The 20,099-nt window shown below is 64.2% G+C and carries 17 protein-coding genes; 10 read left to right on the top strand and 7 right to left on the bottom strand.

The features are described 5' to 3' along the window. Positions 1-111 precede the first annotated feature (111 nt). The 3 genes from R2834_08615 (at position 112) to R2834_08605 (ending at position 3,726) form a co-directional block, all read left to right on the top strand. Positions 112-867 carry a copper homeostasis protein CutC gene (locus R2834_08615; protein ID MEZ4700378.1) on the top strand — a complete coding sequence of 252 codons (756 nt, stop codon included), beginning with the start codon at positions 112-114 and terminating at the stop codon, positions 865-867. 76 nt (positions 868-943) lie between these two features. After that, complete coding sequence (locus R2834_08610; protein ID MEZ4700377.1) at positions 944-3,058, top strand: M3 family metallopeptidase; 2,115 nt, start codon at positions 944-946, stop codon at positions 3,056-3,058. 128 nt (positions 3,059-3,186) lie between these two features. Further along, positions 3,187-3,726, top strand: a complete 540-nt coding sequence (locus tag R2834_08605; GenBank protein ID MEZ4700376.1) for a hypothetical protein — start codon at positions 3,187-3,189, stop codon at positions 3,724-3,726. 35 nt (positions 3,727-3,761) lie between these two features. On the opposite strand, the gene R2834_08600 is transcribed toward R2834_08605, so the two are convergent. Further along, the gene (locus tag R2834_08600) at positions 3,762-4,496 is read right to left on the bottom strand and encodes a 3'-5' exonuclease (protein ID MEZ4700375.1); all 735 of its coding nucleotides are present in this window, start codon (positions 4,494-4,496) and stop codon (positions 3,762-3,764) included. Between the two features lie 431 nt (positions 4,497-4,927). Between R2834_08600 and R2834_08595 the strand changes: the two genes are divergently transcribed. The 7 genes from R2834_08595 to argH all read left to right on the top strand — a co-directional run bounded on the left by R2834_08595 (position 4,928) and on the right by argH (position 12,996). After that, positions 4,928-6,127 (top strand): argininosuccinate synthase, encoded by a 1,200-nt coding sequence (locus R2834_08595; protein ID MEZ4700374.1) that lies wholly within the window; start codon positions 4,928-4,930, stop codon positions 6,125-6,127. 113 nt (positions 6,128-6,240) lie between these two features. Next, positions 6,241-7,275, top strand: coding sequence for an N-acetyl-gamma-glutamyl-phosphate reductase (argC, locus tag R2834_08590; protein ID MEZ4700373.1), 1,035 nt, complete (start codon positions 6,241-6,243; stop codon positions 7,273-7,275). A gap of 5 nt (positions 7,276-7,280) precedes the next feature. Continuing rightward, entirely contained in the window at positions 7,281-8,447 is a 1,167-nt protein-coding gene (locus tag R2834_08585) for an aspartate aminotransferase family protein (protein MEZ4700372.1), read from the top strand. A gap of 107 nt (positions 8,448-8,554) precedes the next feature. Then, on the top strand, positions 8,555-9,568 hold the full coding sequence (locus tag R2834_08580; protein ID MEZ4700371.1) for an N-acetylornithine carbamoyltransferase: 1,014 nt from the start codon (positions 8,555-8,557) through the stop codon (positions 9,566-9,568). Between the two features lie 190 nt (positions 9,569-9,758). Beyond that, the gene (argB, locus tag R2834_08575) at positions 9,759-10,556 is read left to right on the top strand and encodes an acetylglutamate kinase (GenBank protein ID MEZ4700370.1); all 798 of its coding nucleotides are present in this window, start codon (positions 9,759-9,761) and stop codon (positions 10,554-10,556) included. Positions 10,557-10,561: 5 nt separating this feature from the next. Then, the gene (locus tag R2834_08570) at positions 10,562-11,641 is read left to right on the top strand and encodes a M20/M25/M40 family metallo-hydrolase (protein MEZ4700369.1); all 1,080 of its coding nucleotides are present in this window, start codon (positions 10,562-10,564) and stop codon (positions 11,639-11,641) included. 50 nt (positions 11,642-11,691) lie between these two features. Next, positions 11,692-12,996, top strand: a complete 1,305-nt coding sequence (gene argH, locus R2834_08565) for an argininosuccinate lyase (protein ID MEZ4700368.1) — start codon at positions 11,692-11,694, stop codon at positions 12,994-12,996. 308 nt (positions 12,997-13,304) lie between these two features. On the opposite strand, the gene R2834_08560 is transcribed toward argH, so the two are convergent. The 6 genes from R2834_08560 to bamA form a co-directional block, all read right to left on the bottom strand. Continuing rightward, a complete protein-coding gene (locus R2834_08560) occupies positions 13,305-14,219 on the bottom strand; it encodes a DUF2059 domain-containing protein (GenBank protein ID MEZ4700367.1) in 915 nt (304 codons plus the stop codon). A 201-nt stretch (positions 14,220-14,420) separates the two neighbouring features. Then, complete coding sequence (gene surE, locus R2834_08555) at positions 14,421-15,209, bottom strand: 5'/3'-nucleotidase SurE (protein ID MEZ4700366.1); 789 nt, start codon at positions 15,207-15,209, stop codon at positions 14,421-14,423. Between the two features lie 78 nt (positions 15,210-15,287). Continuing rightward, positions 15,288-16,121 carry a 3-methyl-2-oxobutanoate hydroxymethyltransferase gene (panB, locus tag R2834_08550; protein MEZ4700365.1) on the bottom strand — a complete coding sequence of 278 codons (834 nt, stop codon included), beginning with the start codon at positions 16,119-16,121 and terminating at the stop codon, positions 15,288-15,290. A 136-nt stretch (positions 16,122-16,257) separates the two neighbouring features. Then, a complete protein-coding gene (locus tag R2834_08545; GenBank protein MEZ4700364.1) occupies positions 16,258-16,839 on the bottom strand; it encodes an OmpH family outer membrane protein in 582 nt (193 codons plus the stop codon). A gap of 53 nt (positions 16,840-16,892) precedes the next feature. Continuing rightward, a complete protein-coding gene (locus tag R2834_08540; GenBank protein MEZ4700363.1) occupies positions 16,893-17,483 on the bottom strand; it encodes an OmpH family outer membrane protein in 591 nt (196 codons plus the stop codon). A 19-nt stretch (positions 17,484-17,502) separates the two neighbouring features. Continuing rightward, entirely contained in the window at positions 17,503-19,995 is a 2,493-nt protein-coding gene (gene bamA, locus R2834_08535; protein MEZ4700362.1) for an outer membrane protein assembly factor BamA, read from the bottom strand. Positions 19,996-20,099 lie beyond the last annotated feature (104 nt).

Raw genomic sequence — 20,099 nt, 5'->3', positions numbered from 1 at the left:
CTACGCAAGCCCGATCAAACTACGTTCTATTCGGTAAACATCCTGCATCTTGTATCCCGCATCCCAGGACCCCTGCACGTACGCACCGCTTCACACTCTTCAGTCCCAACCATGCCCCGAAACGCCCCTGTTATCATCGAAGTCTGTGTCGACAGCGTGGAGAGCGCCGTGGCGGCGCACGAGGCCGGTGCGGATCGGCTGGAGTTGAACGCCGCGCTCGAGCTGGGCGGCCTGACCCCGCCGCCGGGTCTCGTCGCCGAAGTGCTGGCCGCGACGCCGCTTCCGGTGGTCGCGATGGTGCGGCCGCGCGCCGGCGATTTCGTATACAGTCCGGCCGAGGCCCGCGTCATCCGGCGCGATGCCGAGGCGCTGCTGGCCGCCGGCGTCGCCGGCCTGGCGGTCGGCTTCCTCTCCCCCTCAGGCGCCGTCGACCGCGATTTAACTCTTGCAATAACAGCATTAGCGGGCGAGCGGGACGTCGTCTTCCACCGGGCCTTCGACATCACGCCGTCGCTCGACGCCGCCCTGGATACGCTCGTCGACCTCGGCGTGCGCCGCGTGCTCACGTCCGGCGGGGCAGACTCGGCCATCGCCGGCATCCCCGCGCTCGCCGGCCTCGTCGAACGCGCGGCCACCCGCATCGAAGTTCTGGCCGGGGCGGGGATTAACGCCGCCAACGTGCGCCGGCTCGTCGACGAAACCGGATGCACGCAGGTGCACGGCACGTTCCGCGCGCCGGGCGGCGCGAGCGAACCCATCCCCTTCGGGCTGGCTGCCTTTCGCGTGCCGCCGGCCGCTGGATCCAGCGCCGACGAGATCCGGAAGGTGCGGCGGGCGCTCGGGCCGGCCAATCTCGCGGATCGCTGAAACAACACGGCGTTTTCGGCTATAAGTTTGCCTCTCGACGGGTCCACTTCATTCACTTCGAAACGCAACCGTTCCTATGGCCACGCAAGCCGACGCCGCCACCAACCCGCTTCTCCAGTTCGAAGGGCTTCCCGCCTTCGAATCCATCAAGCCGGAGCACGTCGTGCCGGCCATCACCAGCCTCATCGACCGGCTCGAAAAGGAGCTGGATGCGCTCGAACATGCGTATAAGCCGACCTGGGAAGGCCTGATTCTTCCCCTGGAGCGGCTGGAAATGCCCTTCGAATACGCCTGGGGGCCCATCCATCACCTGCTCAACGTGATGAATTCGACCGAACTGCGCGCCGCGCACGAGGAGGTCCAGCCGGCGGTCGTCTCCCTCTCGCTGCGGATGCGGCAGAGCGCGCCGATCTACGAAGGCCTCGCGGCGCTGCAATCCGGCCCCGAATGGGCGAAGCTCGACGAGGGACAGCGGCGGGTCGTCGAACTCCGCCTGCGGTCGGCCCGCCACGCCGGCGTCGCCCTCGAAGGCGACGCAAAGGCCCGCTTCACGGCCATCGAGCAGGAGCTGTCGAAGCTCACGACCGACTTCTCCAACCACGTGCTCGACGCCACCAAGGCGTTTGAACTGATCGTCACCGACGCGGCCGACACCGACGGCTGGCCGGCCAGCCTCAAGCACCTCGCCGCCGCCTCCTACGCCCAGGCCCGGCCCGACGAGGGCATCCAGCCCGATGCCCAAAAGGGCCCGTGGCGCATCACGCTGGATTTCCCCAGCTTCGGTCCGTTCATGCAGCACAGCCGCCGGCGGGATCAGCGGAAAACGGTCTACCTCGCCTACATCACCCGCGCGTCCGACGGCCCGCTGGACAACCGCGGCATCATCGAGCGCATCCTCACGCTCCGCCAGGAAAAGGCGCGCCTGCTCGGGTTCGACACCTATGCCGAACTCAGCCTCGACGCCAAGATGGCCCCGGACGTCGACGCCGTCTTCACGATGCTCGACGAGCTGAAGGGCGCCTCCCTGCGCCATGCGCGAAAGGATCTGGACGAGTTGCGGGATCTCGCGAAAGCCAACGGTCAGACGGAGCCGGTGGCGCACTGGGACCTCGCGTTCTGGAGCGAACGGCTGCAGGAGCAGCGCTTTCAGTTCACCGACGAAGAGCTGAGACCCTATTTCCCCCTCGAACGCGTGCTGGAGGGCCTCTTCGGCGTCTGCGAACGCCTGTTCGGCATCACCGTGCGGGAAGTGGCGAACCAGCCGAACCGCTGGCACAAGGACGTGCGGTTTTACGACGTCCTGAACGAAGCCGGCCAGGTCGTCGCCTCGTTTTTCCTCGACCCCTACTCGCGCCCGGAAAACAAACGCGGCGGCGCGTGGATGGACAACTGCCTCGATCGCCGGTGGATCGACGGAAAGCTGCGGACGCCGGTGGTGCACCTCTGCTGCAACGGCACCCCGCCGGTGGGCGACACCCCATCCCTGATGAGCTTCCGGGAAGTCGAAACCCTGTTCCACGAGTTCGGACACGGCCTGCAGGGCATGCTGACGACGGTGGACTACGTCGACGTCGCCGGCATCAACGGCGTCGAGTGGGACGCGGTCGAGCTGGCCAGCCAGTTTATGGAGAACTGGTGCTACCACAAGCCGACCCTCACCGGCATGACGGCGCATTACCAGACCGGCGCGCCGCTGCCCGACGCGCTGTTCGAAAAACTCTGCGCCGCGCGCACCTTCCGCTCGGGCTCCGTGATGCTCCGCCAGCTCCTTTTCGGAGCGACCGACATGACGCTGCACCACCGCTATCATCCCGGCGAGGGCAAGAGCGCGTTCGACGTATACAAAACCATCGCGAAGGACCTCGCGGTGCTTCCTCCGCTGGAGGAAGACCGCTTCCTGTGCAGTTTCTCGCACATCTTCGCCGGCGGGTACGCGGCCGGCTACTACAGCTACAAGTGGGCCGAGGTGCTCAGCGCCGACGCCTTCGCCGCCTTCGAGGAAGCCGGCCTGGACGACGACGCGGCCGTGCGCCGGCTGGGGCGCACCTACCGGGACACCATCCTGGCGCTCGGCGGAAGCCGGCACCCGATGGCCGTGTTCACGGCGTTCCGGGGGCGCGAGCCGTCCACCCACGCCCTGTTGCGGCATGCGGGGCTCACCAACGGCGAGGCCGCGGCGAAGGCCGGCTGACCCGGCCGCACGATACGCCAAAAGCGACAGCACTACGCGTCGAAAAGGCGCTCGGCCGCGGGGGGATCGCGCATGTATTTTGCAGCGCATCTGCCGATCCCGAACCGCATCATCTCCCGAGCGCCGCATTGACTACGATCGATTATTCGCCGCGCATGCCGGTGGTCAAGCCCCTGGCCGATGGCGTCGTACAGCAAGCCCGTGACCTGGCCTTCGACCCGGTTAACCGCCGGCTCGTGCTCATCACGCCCGAGCGGCGTATCAAAACGTCCGCGAATCTGCCCGGCAGGGATGCCCTGCCGCGTCCGTTCCAGGCCCATCTCGAATCGATCGCGCCGTCGACCGAGCAGTGGCTGATCGTCGGGATCGGGATGACCGATTTCACCGCGCTCAAGAGCGACCCCTACCGCTGCATCCCCTTCCTCGGCACCCTGGAAGGCTTCGTCCAGATCGGCCACGCGGTCATCCTCTTCGAAGGCCATAGCACCGCCTTCACGCACATCTGCGAAAACGCCGACCTGCTGATCATCGACAACGAGATGATCCCCTACCTGCCAGCGGACTGGATCAACATCCTCTCCAACGTGATGCGCAACGACTACATCATCCGCATCCGCCGCGAAGGCGCGGAGATCGTCGGCGCCGAACGGATGCGGATGCGGAACTGAGGCCCACCCGCGGACTGCATCTATCGCGTCCCCGATTACCGGTACTGATCCAGGATGGCCGCCACCTCGGGCCCCATCGTATCCCGCATCCACTTGAGGTAATCCGGATCGGTCTTGCGCACGAAGGACAGCGCCTTATTCCGGTATTTCCCGAAAGTAATCATCACCGTCTCCCCTTCGAGTTTGAAGCGCTGGCCGTCGTCGAGGTAGGGTTTGCGGAGTTCGTCCTGCAGTTCGCGCGGCGAGCCGGTGAGCTGGTAGCGTTTGATCTGCTCCCGGAGGATGGTCATCGCCGCCTCGGTGTCGTCCATCGAGCGGTGGGCGCGGGGCATCTCCTGGCCGAGATAAAACGCGTGGGCCCAGCCGAGCGTCCGCACCTCGTATTTTTTGAGGATGGTCAACGGATCCAGCACGGCGCGGTCCGCCGGCGCCGGCATCACCACGCCGGCCCGTTTGAACTCCGCCTGAAGCATCGGGACGTCGAAGTTGATCGCGTTGTAGCCGGCGAGATCGGCGTCCCGCAGCATCCCGCCGAGGGTATCCGCGATCTCGCGGAAAAGCGGAGCCGCCGCCACCATCTCGTCGGTGATGCCCGTCAGTTCGGTGACCTCGGGCGGAATGGGCCGTTCCGGGTTCAGAAACGTTTCAAAACGCTCCTGGCGTTTGTCCGGATGCACCTTGATGCAGGCGATCTCAACGATGCGATCCTTCTCGACGTCCAGTCCGGTGGTCTCCAGATCGAAAAACAAAAGCGGGCGTTCGAGGCGCATGGGCAGTTCGGGATAAGATGGGTAGGAGCGCCAAAGTTGCCCAAGCGTCTCTCCGCTTCATCGCCACCTCGTGGCGATTTCGGTCGAGATGACATGGGGAGTATGGCGCGTCTATCCGGGAAGGTACTCCAAACAACCCTCCAGCGCCACCGCCGGCAGGCCGCGAAGATTGTATAGTGCATTGACTCTTTTGGAGGCATCGTGTATACTTCCCGCATGAACAAAACCCTCTCCTACAAGATGCCCGACATGCACATGACGCGCTCGATCCGACGACTCGGGGCACATAGCGTTTTCATGTCAGCGTCAGCATGCACAGGGGTTCATGGTTGACCCCTCGACCGAGAGGTAATCGATACCGTATGCTGCGCTGGTTCTGCCCGAGAATCAGCGTTTTTTTTTAACCTTCCCTCAACCCCACGTTTGTCCCCATGGCCATTGTTCTTGCCTTCAGCGGCGGCTTGGATACGTCGTTTTGCGTCCCTTACCTCAAAGAAACGTACGATGAACCCGTCTATACCGTGACGGTGAACACGGGCGGATTGTCGGCCGAAGACGAGAAGGATCTGATCGACCGTTCCCGCGCCCTCGGGGCGGTCGCGCACCACACGGTGGACGGTCGCAGCGAGCTGTTCAAGAACCACCTGAGCTATCTCATCAAGGGCAACGTGCTGCGAGGCGGCGTCTATCCGCTGTGTGTGGGGCCGGAGCGCGTCACGCAGGCCCAGAAGATCGTCGAGATGGCCCGCCAGCTGAACGCGCGCGCCGTGGCGCACGGGTCGACCGGCGCCGGCAACGACCAGGTCCGCTTCGACGTCGCCCTCCGCCTCCTGGCCAGCGATCTCGAGGTGATCACCCCGATCCGCACCCTTGGCTACAGCCGGGCGCAGACGACCGAATACCTCAACGAGCGCGGGTTCGAGGTGAACAAATCGACGACCACCTACTCCATCAACCGCGGGCTCTGGGGCACGACCATCGGCGGAAAGGAGACGCTCGGCACCACCGACCCGCTCCCCGACGAGGCCTACCCGGACACCGTGTCGCCGGCGCGCAGTCCGGACACGCCGCTCGACATCAAGATCGGTTTTGAAAAGGGCATCCCGGTGTCGCTCGACGGCGTCATGATGGATCCCGTGCGCCTCATCGAACGGCTCAACGAGCTGGGCGGAGACCACGGCGTGGGCCGCGACATCCACGTGGGCGACACGATCCTGGGGATCAAGGGACGCGTGGGCTTCGAAGCGCCGGCGGCGTTGATCCTCATCGAGGCACACCGCGAACTCGAAAAGATCGTGCTCACCCGCTGGCAACGGTTCCAGAAGGATCATCTGAGCGATTTCTACGGGATGCTGCTCCACGAGGGCCAGTATTTCGACCCCGTCATGCGCGATATCGAGGCGTTCATCGACTCGTCGCAGCAGGTGGTGTCGGGTACGGCGTCGTGCCGGCTGTTCAAGGGCCACGTCAGCACCCTCGGCTGCGCCAGCCCGTATTCGATGTTCGATCTCAAGGTGGCCAGCTACGGCGAAACCAACACGCTCTGGAACGCCCGCGACGCCTCCGGCTTCACCCAGATCTACGGCATCCAGGCCATGCTCGCGCACAATGCGCGTAAGAAGAACGCCTGACCGTTTCACGGTCTAGCGGTTCGAGGTTCGACGTTTAAGGTTCAAGGAGTAGGCCTCGCGATCCTGCTCGTTAAAACGTCCCCTTGTACACGGAACATTAACTATTGAAGCCCATGAAGCGCGTAGCCCTACTCCACGGCGCCGGCTACACCGGCGGCGAACTCATCCGGTTGCTGCTCAACCATCCGGTCTTCAGCCTGGACTTCGTGACGAGCCGGTCGCAGGCCGGCGAGCCGCTCTGGAAGACGCATCCGTCGCTCCGGCACCAGACCGACCTCCGGTTTGCGGATTCGGAGGACTACGCGCTCGACGGGATCGACGCGGTGTTCATCGCCGCGGAGCATGGCCAGAGCGTGGTCATCGTGGCCGACCTGCTCGATCGCGGCTATGCCGGCGCGATCATCGACCTCAGCGCGGATTTCCGGCTGAAGAACCCCGGCGACTACCCCGCGTGGTACAACGTCACGCATCCGCGGCCCGAGCTGATCGAACGCTTCCAGTACGGCCTCGCCGAGGTGTACGGACCGTATGCCCCGGGGACGAAATACATCGCCAACCCGGGCTGTTTTGCGACGGGTATCACCCTCGCCCTCCATCCGATCGCGCGCCGGCTTGGGACGCTCAACGCCCATATCACCGCCATCACCGGCGCCTCCGGTTCGGGGGCTCGACCGAGCTCGACGACGCACTTTCCCACCCGCGACAGCAACGTCCGCGCGTACAAGGTGCTCAGCCACCAGCATACGCCCGAGATCCAGCAGAGCGTGGGGGCGGACTGCCGGCTCATCTTCACGCCGGTCTCCGGTCCCTGGGTGCGCGGCATCTGGGGCACCATCCAGGTGACCCTGCCGGACGCGCTCGCCCGTGCGGAGGCGATAGGCGATCTGTACGACACGGCGTACGCCGGCCGGCCGCTCGTCCGGCTCTGGCCGGGCGAGTTGCCCGAGCTGCGGTACTCCGCCGGCACGCCGTTCTGCGACATCGGCTGGATCGTCCGCGGGAATGACCTCGTTGTCGGCTTCTCGATCGACAACCTGCTCAAGGGCGCCTCCAGCCAGGCCGTGCAAAACCTCAACCTCGTGTTCGGACTGCCGGAGGAGACCGGTTTGATCGCGCACGCCCCTTCCCTCGCTCAATCCGACTACTGATGTCCATGCTCGAAACTTCGATCGTAGAAACCGAAGACGCCTTCCAGATTCCCACCTACAAGAAATTCCCGATCTCGCTCGAACGCGGCGAAGGGTGTTATGTGTGGGACGCGGATGGGAATCGCTACCTCGATTTCTATGGCGGCCATTGCGTCACGCTGCTCGGGCACTGCCCCCCGCGCGTCGTTGAGGCCATCCAGGATCAGGCCGGCCAGTTCATGTTTTATTCCAACGTGGTCTACAGCTCGATCCGCGCCCGCGGCGCACAGCGGCTGGCCGAGATGGCGCCCGAGGGGATGGGCCACGCCTTCTTCTGCAACTCGGGCACCGAGGCGAACGAAACAGCGCTGAAGCTGGGGCGGACGTGGACCGGCAAGCCGGGCGTCGCCGCGACGATCGGCGGGTTTCACGGCCGGACGATGGGCAGCCTCGCCGCCACCTGGAATCCGCACTACCGGGAGCCGTACCAGACGGTCCTCTCCCACACGCACTTCGTCCCCTTCGGCGACATCGCCGCGCTCGAAGCCGTCTTCCAGGCGCACGACGACATCGGGGTGTTCATTCTCGAGCCGATCCAGAGCATGGCCGGCATCGTCGACGCCCCGGATGCCTACTACCGCACCCTCCGCGCACTGTGCGACCGCCACAACGTGGCGCTGGTGTTCGACGAGGTGCAGACGGGCGTCGGCCGGACCGGCACCTTTTCGATCAGCGAACATTTCGGCATGAAGCCCGACCTCATCACGCTCGCCAAGAGCCTGGGCTCGGGTATCCCGATCGGCGCCGTGCTGGCCTCCGACGCGATCGCCGGCTCCGTGCACTACGGCGACCACGGAACCACCTTCGGCGGCGGGATGATCGCGATGGCGGCCATGCTCGCCACGCTCGACACGATCGAGCAGGATAACCTCATGCCCCGGGCGGATGCCCTGTTCGGCGCCCTCTCCACCGCCCTCGCGCCGCTCGTCAAACGCGTCCGCGGACGCGGCTGCCTGATCGGTCTGGAGATGGAAAACCCCGTCGCCCCGGTGTCGGCCCGCCTCCGGCAGCTCGGCGTACTCGTCGGCGGCTCCGACGATCCGAAGGTCATGCGCCTCATGCCGGCCCTCAACACGCCCGACAGCGCCGTCGAGGAATTCATCGATGCCTTCCGCAAAGCCATCGCCGCCTAGAGATCCCGCATCTTGCATCCCGCATCCCGCATCCTGCATCCTGCATCCCGCATCCTGCATCCAACTTCCTGCATCCCCCATCCCGCACCCGATATCCCCCATCCCCCATGCCCCGACACCTGATCGACTGGCATCTGCTCGACGACGCCACCTGGGAACGCCTCATCGAACGATCCCTCCACCATTACCGTGCGACCGACCGATGGAGCACCGTCGCCGCGAAGCGCAGCATCGGGCTGCTGTTCTTCAATTCGTCGCTGCGCACCCGCACGTCGATGGAGCTGGCCGCCGTGCAGCTCGGGGCGCATGCCTCGACCCTGAACATCGGGCAGGGCACGTGGGGGTTTGCGTGGGAGAAAGGCGGAGTGATGGACGGCAACGAAGCGGAGCACATCGATGAGGCCGTGGCGGTGTTGTCGCGCTACTACGACGCCCTCGGCGTCCGCGTTTTTGCCTCGCTGACCGACCGCGAGAAGGACCGCGACGAGACGCTGCTCAACACCTTCGTCGACGCGGCGACGGTGCCGGTAATCAACCTGGAGTCGGCGTTTTATCACCCCTGCCAGGCCCTGAGCGATGCCGCGGCCATGATGACCCATTTCGGCGGGAAGGTCCGCCGGCGCAAGTTCGTCCTCACCTGGTGCTACCATCCCCGCGCCCTCCCCATGGCCGTGCCCAACTCGGCGCTGCTGACGGCGGCGCGCCTCGGGATGGACGTGACACTCGCCTGCCCGCCGCCGTATGTCCTGGACAGCCGCATCCTCGACCTGGCCGAAGGGTACGCTCACCAGCACGGCGCGCAGTTTTCGATCTCGGACGACCAGTCCGCCGCCTGCGAGGGCGCCGATATCGTCTACGCCAAAGCCTGGAGCGGGCCGGCGGTCTACGCCGGCGCCGACGAGGAAGCGGCGATCCGCGCCGCACACCGCGACTGGCGCGTTACCCGGGCCATCATGGACCGAACAGCCAACGGCCGTTTCATGCACTGCCTCCCCGTCCGCCGCAACGTCGTCGTCGACGACGCCGTGCTCGACGGACCCAGCACCATCCACCTCCTCCAGGCCGAGTTTCGCCTTCACGCCCAGAAAGCGATCCTGGAGCATATCTGGGACTTACTGTAAGGCCATTAACTCACAGCAGATAGCCAGCTCACATCGTAAAAGGCACATCGCAGATTGGATGCGCTTGCGTGCGAGAATCCTCTGAGAGTGTCATTCAACCGTTGACGTTTGCATAGACCGGTGCGATGAACATCAAGACCATTTGCGATTTACGCTGTCCATTTTGCGCTTATAGCGCCTCAAGCCACCTATGAGCACAACTTCCCCCGCCTCGCCCGCCGTCCTCAAGATTGGAGGCTCGCTGATCGAGGATCCGGCCGCCATGGAGGTGTTCTGGTCGTCCGTTCGCGCGCTGCGAAACGAGATGCCGCTCGTCGTCGTGCACGGCGGGGGCCCGCAGGCCACGGAGATGGCTCGCCGGCTCGGGCATGAGCCGGAGATCGTCAACGGCCGGCGGGTGACGACCGATCTCGATCTGCAGATCATGCAGTGGACGGTTCGCGGCGAACTCAACAGCCGCCTGGCCGCGATGGCCGGCCGCGCCGGCCTGTCGGCCGTCGGCCTCTGCGGCGTGGATGGCGGGACCGTCCAGGTGAAGCGCCGGCCGCCCTGGACGATCGACGGCAGGCAGGTCGACTTCGGCTGGGTCGGCGACATCCAGGAGGTCCGCCCGGCGCTCCTGCAGACCCTGCTCGCCGGCGGCCACACCCCCATCGTGGCGCCGCTCGGCGTCGACGACGCCGGCCAGATCTACAATGTCAACGCCGACACCATCGCGGCGGCCATCGCCCGCGCCCTCGGCGCGGCGCTGTTTGCGCTCGTCACCGACTCCGGCGGGGTGCGTCGCGACGCGACCGACGCCGCAACGGTCATCTCCGCGATGAGCGCGTCCGACTTCGAGGCCGGCGCGGAGGCGGGCTGGATCAGCCGCGGCATGCTCGTCAAGCTGTCCGTCGCCTTCGACGCGCGTAAAGCCGGCATCCCAGACGTCTGGGTCCTCGCCCCCGACGACCTCGCCACCCGTTCCCGCGGCACCCGGATCCTGTGAGCGACATGCCCGAGCATCCCACCGACGTCCTCGAACTCCTCAAAGCGCTGGTCCGCTTCCCGTCGATCAGCACATCGGAAGGCCCCATCGCCGACTTCGTCGAGACCTACGTCCGCGACCGGGGGATTTCCGTGGGCCGGCTCGACGACAACGTGTATTTCTGGATCGGCGACGGGCCCGATCTCCTGCTGCTCAACTCCCACCTCGATGTCGTGCCGCCGTCGGCCGAGCATCCGTACGACCCGTTTACGCCGACCGAGGTGGACGGCAAACTCTACGGCCGCGGCACCGTCGACGCCAAGGCCAGCGGCGCCGCGATGACGATGGCGCTCGTTGAACTGGCCGCCACGGGCTGGACGCCCCCGTGGGGCACGTTGATGGTGGCGCTGACCACTTGCGAAGAGATCGGCGGCGACTACAACGGGCTGCAGCGACTCCGCCCGCATCTTCCCCTCATCCATGCGGCGCTGGTCGGCGAGCCCACGGAGATGACGCCGTGCGTGGCCCAGAAAGGACTGCTGATCCTGAAGATCCGCGCGGAAGGACGTACGGCCCACGCCGCGCGCGCCCATCTGGGCGACAACGCGATCTACAAGGCCGCGGCGGATATCGCGCGCCTCCAGCAGATTGCGTTCGACCGCGACGATCCGTTTCTCGGCCGGCCCACGCTGAGCGTCACCATGATCCAGGGTGGCACCGCGCGCAACGTCGTGCCCGACCAGTGCGTGTTCGACGTCGACATCCGGTCCACGCCGGCGTACACGCACGACGAACTCGTCGCCTTCATCCAGGAACGCGTGCGGTCGACGGTCGAGATCCACAGCAAGCGGCTGATCCCGGTCTCCACCCCAGTGGACGCCCGGATCGTACAGGCATGCCGGCAGGCGCTCCCCGACCGGTCGCCGATGGGTTCGCCGACGGCGTCCGACTGGATTTTCCTTCCGGACGTGCCGACCGTCAAGATCGGCCCCGGCCCAAGCCCTCGCTCGCATACGCCCGACGAGCACATCGAAATCGCCTCCGTCTACGAAGCCGTCGAAGCCTACAAGGCCATCATCCAGGCCTACTTCACCCCCAAGACCTGATCCACGAACCAATTTGCAATCCGCATTGTGCGATTTGCATTCCCGCCGCCATGCTGTGGAAAAAAGATACCGACGTCGCCGCCTGGGTCACCCGCTTCACGGTGGGTGAGGATTACCGATGGGATACCAGACTGCTGCCCTACGACGTAGACGGCACGCGCGGCCATGCGCGCGGTCTGGCCCGGATCGGCATACTGACCGGCGAGGAGCTGAAACAGATCGAGCAAGCGCTGGACGACATCCGGCCCCTGGCTGTTTCCGGCGAGCTGGTCGTGCGCCTGGAGGATGAGGATTGCCACACCGTGCTCGAGGGCGAACTCGTGAAGCGGCTCGGCGACACCGGTAAACGGATCCATACCGGCCGATCCCGAAACGACCAGGTGCTGACGGCCTTGCGGCTGTTTCTGAAGGACCGCGTGCGCCAGATCGCCGCCGGCGCCATCGATCTGGCGACGGCGCTCTGCGACCTCGGAGCGCGGCACGAGCGGTCGATCATGCCTGGCTACACGCACCTGCAGCGCGCCATGCCGACGACCGCCGGCCTGTGGGCGATGGGATACGCCGAACTCCTCGTGTCGGACCTGGCCGCTCTGAAGACCGCCTTCGATCAGGTGGATACTTCGCCGCTCGGCAGCGCCGCCGGCTACGGGGTGCCGTACCTCGACCTCCCGCGCGCCTTTACCGCCGAAGCGCTCGGCTTCACCGACGTCCAGACGCACGTCACCGCCGTGCAACTCTCGCGCGGCAAGCTGGAACTGCACGTCGTCCACGCATTCGCCCAGGTCGCCGCGACGCTCAACCGGATGGCAAGCGACCTCGTGCTGTTCAATACGTCCGAGTTCGCGTTCGTCAGGCTGCCGGCGGCCTTCTGCACCGGCAGCAGCATCATGCCGCAGAAGCAGAATCCGGATGTGCTCGAACTCATCCGCGCCAGCTACCACCGCGTCATCGCCGAGATGCAGATCCTGCTGACGCTGCCGGCCAACATGCCTTCGGGCTACCACCGCGACCTCCAGCTGACGAAGGAGGCCACGATGCGCAGCGAAGCGGTCACGACCGACATGCTCGACGCCATGCGGCAGCTCCTGCCCGGCGTCGAGTTCGACCTGGAAGCCATGCGCCGCGCCACGTCGAGCGAGCTGTTTGCGACGGCGGCGGCGCTGGAAAAAGTGGCCGCCGGCATGCCGTTCCGGGATGCCTACCGCGAAGCCGCCCGGGAGGTGAGCCAGATCGGGCAGGTCGACCTCGAACAGGCGCTCGATGCCTACAAAGTCGCCGGCTTCCCCGGGAAACTGGCTATTGCGCCCATCCGGGAGCGCGTGGCTGCGTTCGCGGGTTGGGCAGGGAAGAACTGAAGACGGCTCTCCCTACCTTGCTGTTCTTTTAAGATCTCTAATTCGCCAGAACCGTTTTTCCAATGAGGTTGAGTGCCGCGCAGCGTGGTGGTGTTTATTGAGCTGCCCTGTCATCCCGATCGAAAGCGGCGGCACCAGCCGGCGCGGTAGTAGAGGGACATCCAGAGAGTAAACTCAGCGCCAGCTCCGGGAGGTCGCTCCGCTTCCGCATCGGCTATGGCCGCTGCGTACGGTCGCGATGACAGGGCGCCATCTCTCCCGTACCACGTGCCGCCATTCCCATGGTTGGACGCGCAGTCCTCCACTCCCTACCGATTCCGCAGCGACGCGTGAATCGATCCTTCGCCGAGCGATCGATCCAGCACGATCTCGAACCGCGTGGCGCCATCCTCCCAGTAGATCAGGTCCGATGAAGCGCCCTCGATGAAGATGGCCGGCATGCCGAACAGGGTCTCGTAGCGGACCTTCATCTCGTCGAACACGTAGCTCGAATCGTAGTCGAACCGCATCTCCCGGATACGGCCTTCCGCGTCGGTGAAGAGCGTGATGGCCTGCGCTTCGCCGAAAAACTCGGGCTTTACCTGAAAGATGCCGTCCGAGAGGCGAAAGACGAGCGGGCTTACCTCGCGGATGGGCTGGTCCAGCGCCACGGTATCCTCGGGCCAGAGATGCGCGACCCGGAAGATGCTCCCGGTCGAATCCACCGCCAGCATTTCTTGCTGGGTGAAACCGCCGTCGCCAAACGCATCCTCACCCATTTCGGCGCTGAGCTGCTCGAACCGCTCCATGATGCTGGCCTCGAGTTCATCCTGGTGCTCCATCATCTTGCGCTGCCCGATCATGGCGCCCTGCTGCATGATCGTGGGCATCAGGGTGACCGCCTTCTGACCGGTCTCGGTGCGATAATAGGCGATGATGTCCCTCAACTCCGCCTCGGTGAACGCGTCCATGTAGATCTGGGCGTATTCGTCGACCAGACCGTCCCATGCCATGTATTTGGTGATGTAATCGCGCAGGATGTCCTCGAACTGCGACATCATCGGGTTTTGCTCGAGCTGGACGGAGAGCATCATCTCGATGGCCTCGTCGATGTTTTTTTCGGCCTGACTGACCTCGAGCAAGTCGAGCGCGGCCTGCTTGTGCGCACTGGGGGCCTGCGCGTACACCTGGCCTACGACCGTCAGGCTCAGAAACGCCAGAAAAGAAGCGAAACGTGATTTCATATCTATGAGAGCTGATCCTTGGTAACTGATTTTTTTTAGACCCGCGGCGCGTCGCGCATCCGATGCCGGATGCCGGATCGCCGATCAAAGGCACCGGTTTTCAGTAATTATCCTGCATCGTGTATCCCGTATCCAAATGACGCTTCGCTACCGTGCGGCATGTCGCGTAGCGTAATGCCTGTCTGAACGGGTTATTCGGGTTCACATCCCCCAACCCTTCAAATGATCCACGAACTCGTACGCCGTCAGATCCGAATGCACCGGCGTCACCGAGACATAGCCGGCTTCCAGCGCCGCCAGATCCGTGTGATCGCCAGTGTCCAGGTTGACGAAGTTGCCGGCGATCCAGTAATACGGCCGGTCGAACGGGTCACGGTGTTCGACAAACGAGTCCTCCCAGCGCGATTTGGCCTGCGCCGTGATGGCGATGCCCTTGATCTCGTTATAGGGCAGGTTCGGGACGTTCACGTTGAGGAGAACCCCCGATGGCAGTTTGCGCTGGAGCGCCGTTTCCACGATGCGGCGCGCGTAGGCGCCGGCCGACTCGAAGTCGCCCCCCGTCCACGCGTTGAGGGAAAAAGCGATCGCATCGAGCCCCATCACCGAGGCTTCAAGCGCCGCGCTGACGGTGCCTGAATACAGGATGTTCACGGCGGCATTCGGCCCCTGGTTGATGCCGCTCACCACGAGGTCCGGTTTCCGGGGCAGGATGTGATCGATGGCCATCTTGACGCAATCCGCCGGCGTGCCCGTGACGGCGTAGGCCTCCACCCCCTCCCCGAACACGCCGCCGTCCCGCTGCACGATGCGAACCGGCTGGCGTATGGTGATGGCGTGCGATACGCCGCTCTGCTCTTCCCGCGGCGCAACGACATACCGCGTCCCCAACCCGTTGAGGGACGAAGTCAGCACCCGGATGCCGTGTGCGTCGATCCCATCGTCGTTTGTAATCAGTATTAGCGGCCCGCCGCCATCCGTGTTCGTTTCCACTATTCCCCGTTCCGAATTCGTGACCCTGTCAAGCACAACCTGTAAAACCCTTGATCCTCAAACCCTGAGCCTCGAACCTCAATAGCTCTCCGAGGCGTCGGGAAACTTGCGGGCGCGGACGTCATCGACATAGGCCTTGACGGCCCCGGTAAACATCGAACCCATCTCCGCATAGCGCCGCACGAACCGGGGATTAAAATCGGTGGTGAGCCCGAGCATGTCGTGTGTGACGAGCACCTGCCCGCTGCACTGCGGGCCCGCGCCGATGCCGATCGTCGGGATCCGGAGGGAGGCGGTGACTTCGCCGGCGAGGTCGGCCGGAATCTTCTCCAGCACGATGGCGAAGCAGCCGACATCCTGCAGCAGGAGGGCGTCGTGGCGCAGCTTATCCGCCTCCTCCTTTTCGCGCGCCCGGGCCTTGTAGGTCCCAAACTGGTAGATACTCTGCGGCGTCAGGCCGAGGTGCCCCATCACCGGGATGCCGGCGCGGATGATGCGTTTGATCGTCGGCGCGACGGCCTCGCCGCCCTCCAGCTTCACGGCGTGCGCGCCGGACTCCTTCATGACGCGGATGGCCGACTGCAGCGCTTTCTTTTCGTTGCCCTGGTACGAGCCGAACGGGAGATCGACCACCACCAGCACGCGCTCCACGCCGCGCACGACGCACTGGGCGTGGTAGATCATCTGATCGAGGGTGATGGGCAGCGTCGTCTCGTGGCCGGCCATGACGTTCGAGGCGGAGTCGCCCACCAGCAGCGCATCCGCACCGCCCTGATCGAGCAGCCTCGCCGAGGTGTAATCGTAGGCCGTCAGCATGGCGATCGGGATATTTCCGACGCGCATCTCCTGGAGGGTCTGCGTCGTCACCCTTCGGGCGTTCAGCGGCTTGAGCGGTACCGTCTCCGTGCTCATGAGGTCATCGTTCCGGCCTGGCCGGCAAGGTTAGGAAGCGCAACAATATACGCCCCGGCAGACGCCGGGGGCGAACAGAACGGAAAAAGGGCGCCAACCTCGATGGCCGGCGCCCTTTTAACCAAGATGACAGGCCTCAGTTGGAGGCGTTGGCGGCTTCGGCTTCGCTCACGTCGATGCCGAGGCGCTTGGCCACATCGAGGGTGATGTCGACCACGCGATCCGGATTGGCGTACAGCAGCACCGGCTGGCCGCCGCCGATCTGATAGCGCAGCACGAGGTCCAGGCTCTTTTCCTTGGCCACGGCGTCGATGGCATCCTGAACCTGCTTGAGGATCGGCTGCATCAGGTCGGCTTCGAGCTGACCCAGTTCCTGATCCTTGCGGCCGGCGGCATCCTGGATCTCCTTCTGCCGTGCAGCCAGTTCATTCTCGCGTTCCGCACGCTTCTCGGCGGAGAGCAGCGGCTGCTGCTTCTGGTACTTCTCGACCTCGCTCTGGAAATCCGCCGCGAGGGATTGAAGCGCTTCCTGTCCGCCCTGGTACTCGGCCTGCAGACGGCCCTGAATCTGAACGTACGCCGGCATGTTCGCAATGATCACTTCGTGATCCGTATACCCCACTTTCAGCGTCTGCGCTTGCGCCGCCTGCTGGGAAGTAGTGGCAGGCGAAAAAGCTACCGTGAACAGGAAAAACGCTGAAAGAAACGTAGTGCGCATTCTAGCAAGAGGTTGGTTGGTGGTTCGGTGTGTGGGTCCGTATCGAGCCGGCGTCATCGCCGGGCGCCGGGCGCTTCGAGGTCGATCCCCAGTTCTTCCAGCACGCGGTCGCTGAGGTTATGCTGCTCGCGAGCGAAAAGAAAGAGAAAATCCCCGCTTTTGTCAAAAATGTAATCAAATCCGTCTTCGGCCGCGACCTTCTCGATCGCTTCGAGCACCCGCTCCTGCAGCGGACGCATCAGATTGTCCTGCTGGGTGTAGAGTTCGCCTTCCGGGCCGAAGTAGCGCATGCGGAGCCGCTCCATGTCCTGCTCCGCCTGCATGATTTCATCGCGTTTGCGCTTGCGCTCCTCGTTTGTATAGAGCAGCTCGCGCGCCTGGTATTCGCGAAACATCTCATCGACGTTCTTCTGATTCTCCTCGAGCTCCTTCTCCCACTCCTGGCTCTGGCGATCCAGGTTCTGCTGGATCGTGGCGAACTCGGGGATTTTGCTCAGAATATAGTCGGAATCGACATACCCGATCTTCTGCTGCGCCACGGCGGACGGCGCAACGCCGGCCGACGCCACGAGCAGGGCGGCGATGAGAGCGGCGGCCCGGGGCCGGCGCAGGAGGGCCTGGATGTAGGTTGGGAAAACACGCATGCTGATCAGGCGATGTCGGTTACTGATTGAATCCCTGGCCGATCGTAAACTGGAACAGCCACTGGCGCGTGCCGTCGTGGTTGGTTCTGGACAGCGAGGTCGGCTGGAATTCGTCGAAGTTGTAGCCGTACGCCAGTTCGAGCATCCCGAGAATCGGCAGGAAGAACCGCATACCTACGCCGGCGGAACGGTAGAGTTCTGCCGGGTTATACGACTTGAAATCGTTCCAGGTGTTCGCCCCGTCCATGAACAGGTACGGTGCGGCCTGCAATTGCTCCGACTGGATGGCCATCCAGCGCAGCTCCGAGGTGAACTTGTTGAGGATGCGGCCGCCGATCGGCTCGTTGTTCACACGCGGACCGAGCGCGCCCGACGGATAGCCGCGCATGTACACGATGTCCGTCGCAAAGAAGAACCGGTTGAACGTACCCTGGGTGTCGAACGGCGATCCGCCCACGACGAAGCGCTGGAAGCGGACATCTTCGCCGGTAAGCGATCCGACGTACCCGAAATCGCTGGTCACGCTCAGGGTGAGCTTGGGTAGAATCGGCACGTGCCAGCCGTTCTGTAAGCGCCATTTGTGGTACTGGATGAAATTCCCCACGGGCGGCGCCACATCGAGCGACAGGCGGAACGTCGAACCGCGCGACGGAAAGAGCGGATTGTCGGTCGAGTTTCGCGAGATCGCCTGCTGCAGCGACACTTCCTGGCTGACGCCCTGCGGGAGCGACGCATACAGGCTGTCGTTGTTCGTGTACTGATACTGGATGCCGCTGAGGTAGCTGAACTTGTCGTCCGGCCACTTCAGGCGTTTCTCGTAAAACACCCGCCCGGTCGCCGTCGAGAGCGCGCCGTTCGTGATGGCGAAGAAGGGGTTCTGCCCGATCCGCGAGTACGAGACCGAGAAGCCCACGGGGGTCGGCTTGCCGCGGAACCACGGCTCGGTATAGCCCACCGAATAATTCTGGTAATAGCGCCCGTTCGTCTGGATGCCGAGCGAGAGGCGCTGGCCGTCGCCCGAAGGCAGCGGCCGCCAGGCGCCCTTCTTGAAGAAGTTCTGCGCCGAGAAGTTGTTGAACTCGAAGCCGAGGCTCAGCACCAGGCCGAAGCTGCCCCAGGTGCCCGAAAGCTGTAGCTGGTCGCTGCCGGTCTCTTCGAGCGAGTAGCTGAGGTCGACCACCTTGTTCTGTTCGTCGACATCGATGCCCGGCCCCTTGCCGAGCGACTCCTGGCTGAAGTAGTTGAGCTGCATGAGCCGGCGGATCGACTCCTGGATCGCGTCGCGGCTGAAGGTCTGCCCCGGGATCGTATAGAGCTCGCGCCGGATCACGTGATCCTTTGTCTTGTCGTTGCCGGCGATCTCGATATTCCCGAATTCGAAGATATCCCCCTCGGAGATGTCAAAGCTCATGTCGAGCGAATCGCCCTCGACGATGCGAATCGTGGGCCTGACGCCAAACGTCATGTAGCCCCGGTTCATGTAGATGCTCGATACGTCCGAGCTTTGCTTGTTCGCGTAGAGGTTCTGCTCCAGCTTCTTGCTGTTGTAGACATCGCCGGCGGTGATGTCCAGCGACTGCGACAGCTGCTCGTCGGTGTAGACCGTGTTGCCTTCCCAGTCCACCGACCGGATGTGGTACTGCGGCCCTTCGTGCAGGTCGATTTCCACGACCATGCCGGCCTTGCCGTCTTCCTGCTTCAGATAGACGCTGTCCCGCACGACGCGCGCGTCGAAATGGCCCCGCTCGTTGAGCACCGCGACGGCTTTCTGGAGGTCTTCCTCGTATTTCTTCCGGTCGAACTTGGACTTCTTCCAGAAGCGCCACCAGTGATCTTCCTTGGTATCGAGCTTCTTGAGAATCTTCTTCGAATCCACCATCTCGTTGCCGGCGAGACGTATTTCCTCGACCTCGACGATGGGCCCGCGATCCACATGGAAGGTCAGGTCGACCGTATTGTCCGGCTGGTCGATGCGTTCGACCTCGACGGTGGCCAGGGGCCGGCCGGCGTCCCGGTAAAAGTCCTTGATGACCTGAATGGTCCGCTCGATGTCTCCCTGGCGGAGCGGCGTGCGGCTGAGCAGCGGCGCCTTTTCCTTCAGGTCGTTGCGCTGGCTCTTGCGCACGCCCTCGAACTTGTATTCACCCAGTCGCGGCACCGAGGTCACGTGGATCTTGAGATAAACCCCTTCGGCATCCCGCTTCTCCTCGAGAATCTTGACGTCGCTGTAGTTGCCGAGGCGAAAAATGGACCGGATGGCCTCGCCGAAGCTCGGATCCAGGGGCAGCGTCACCGTCTGGCCGACCTGGAGGCCGCTCGTCTGGACGATGAAGGAGGCGATATTCTGGCCTTCCACACCTTCCACCGTGACGCCGGCGATCTTGATCTCGGTCGGCGCCTGCGCGAACCATGCTTCGCTGCCGGCCGGCAAGCCTCCGCCTGGTATCTGGGCGGCGACTGGCGAGACGTACAGGCAGACGGCAAACAGGCCTGCTACGGAGAATACTTTCATGGTAGACAAGTACCTTTACGAACGGATGGGCGGGTCATTTTTTTGGTGGGCCTATTAGACTAGGCGTCTGGTGGCTTGGTTTCGACCGCGCCGGGGGGCCCACA

The organism is Rhodothermales bacterium, assembly GCA_041391505.1.
Lineage (GTDB): Bacteria > Bacteroidota > Rhodothermia > Rhodothermales > JAHQVL01 > JAWKNW01.
This window is presented reverse-complemented; position numbering and strand designations above follow the sequence as displayed.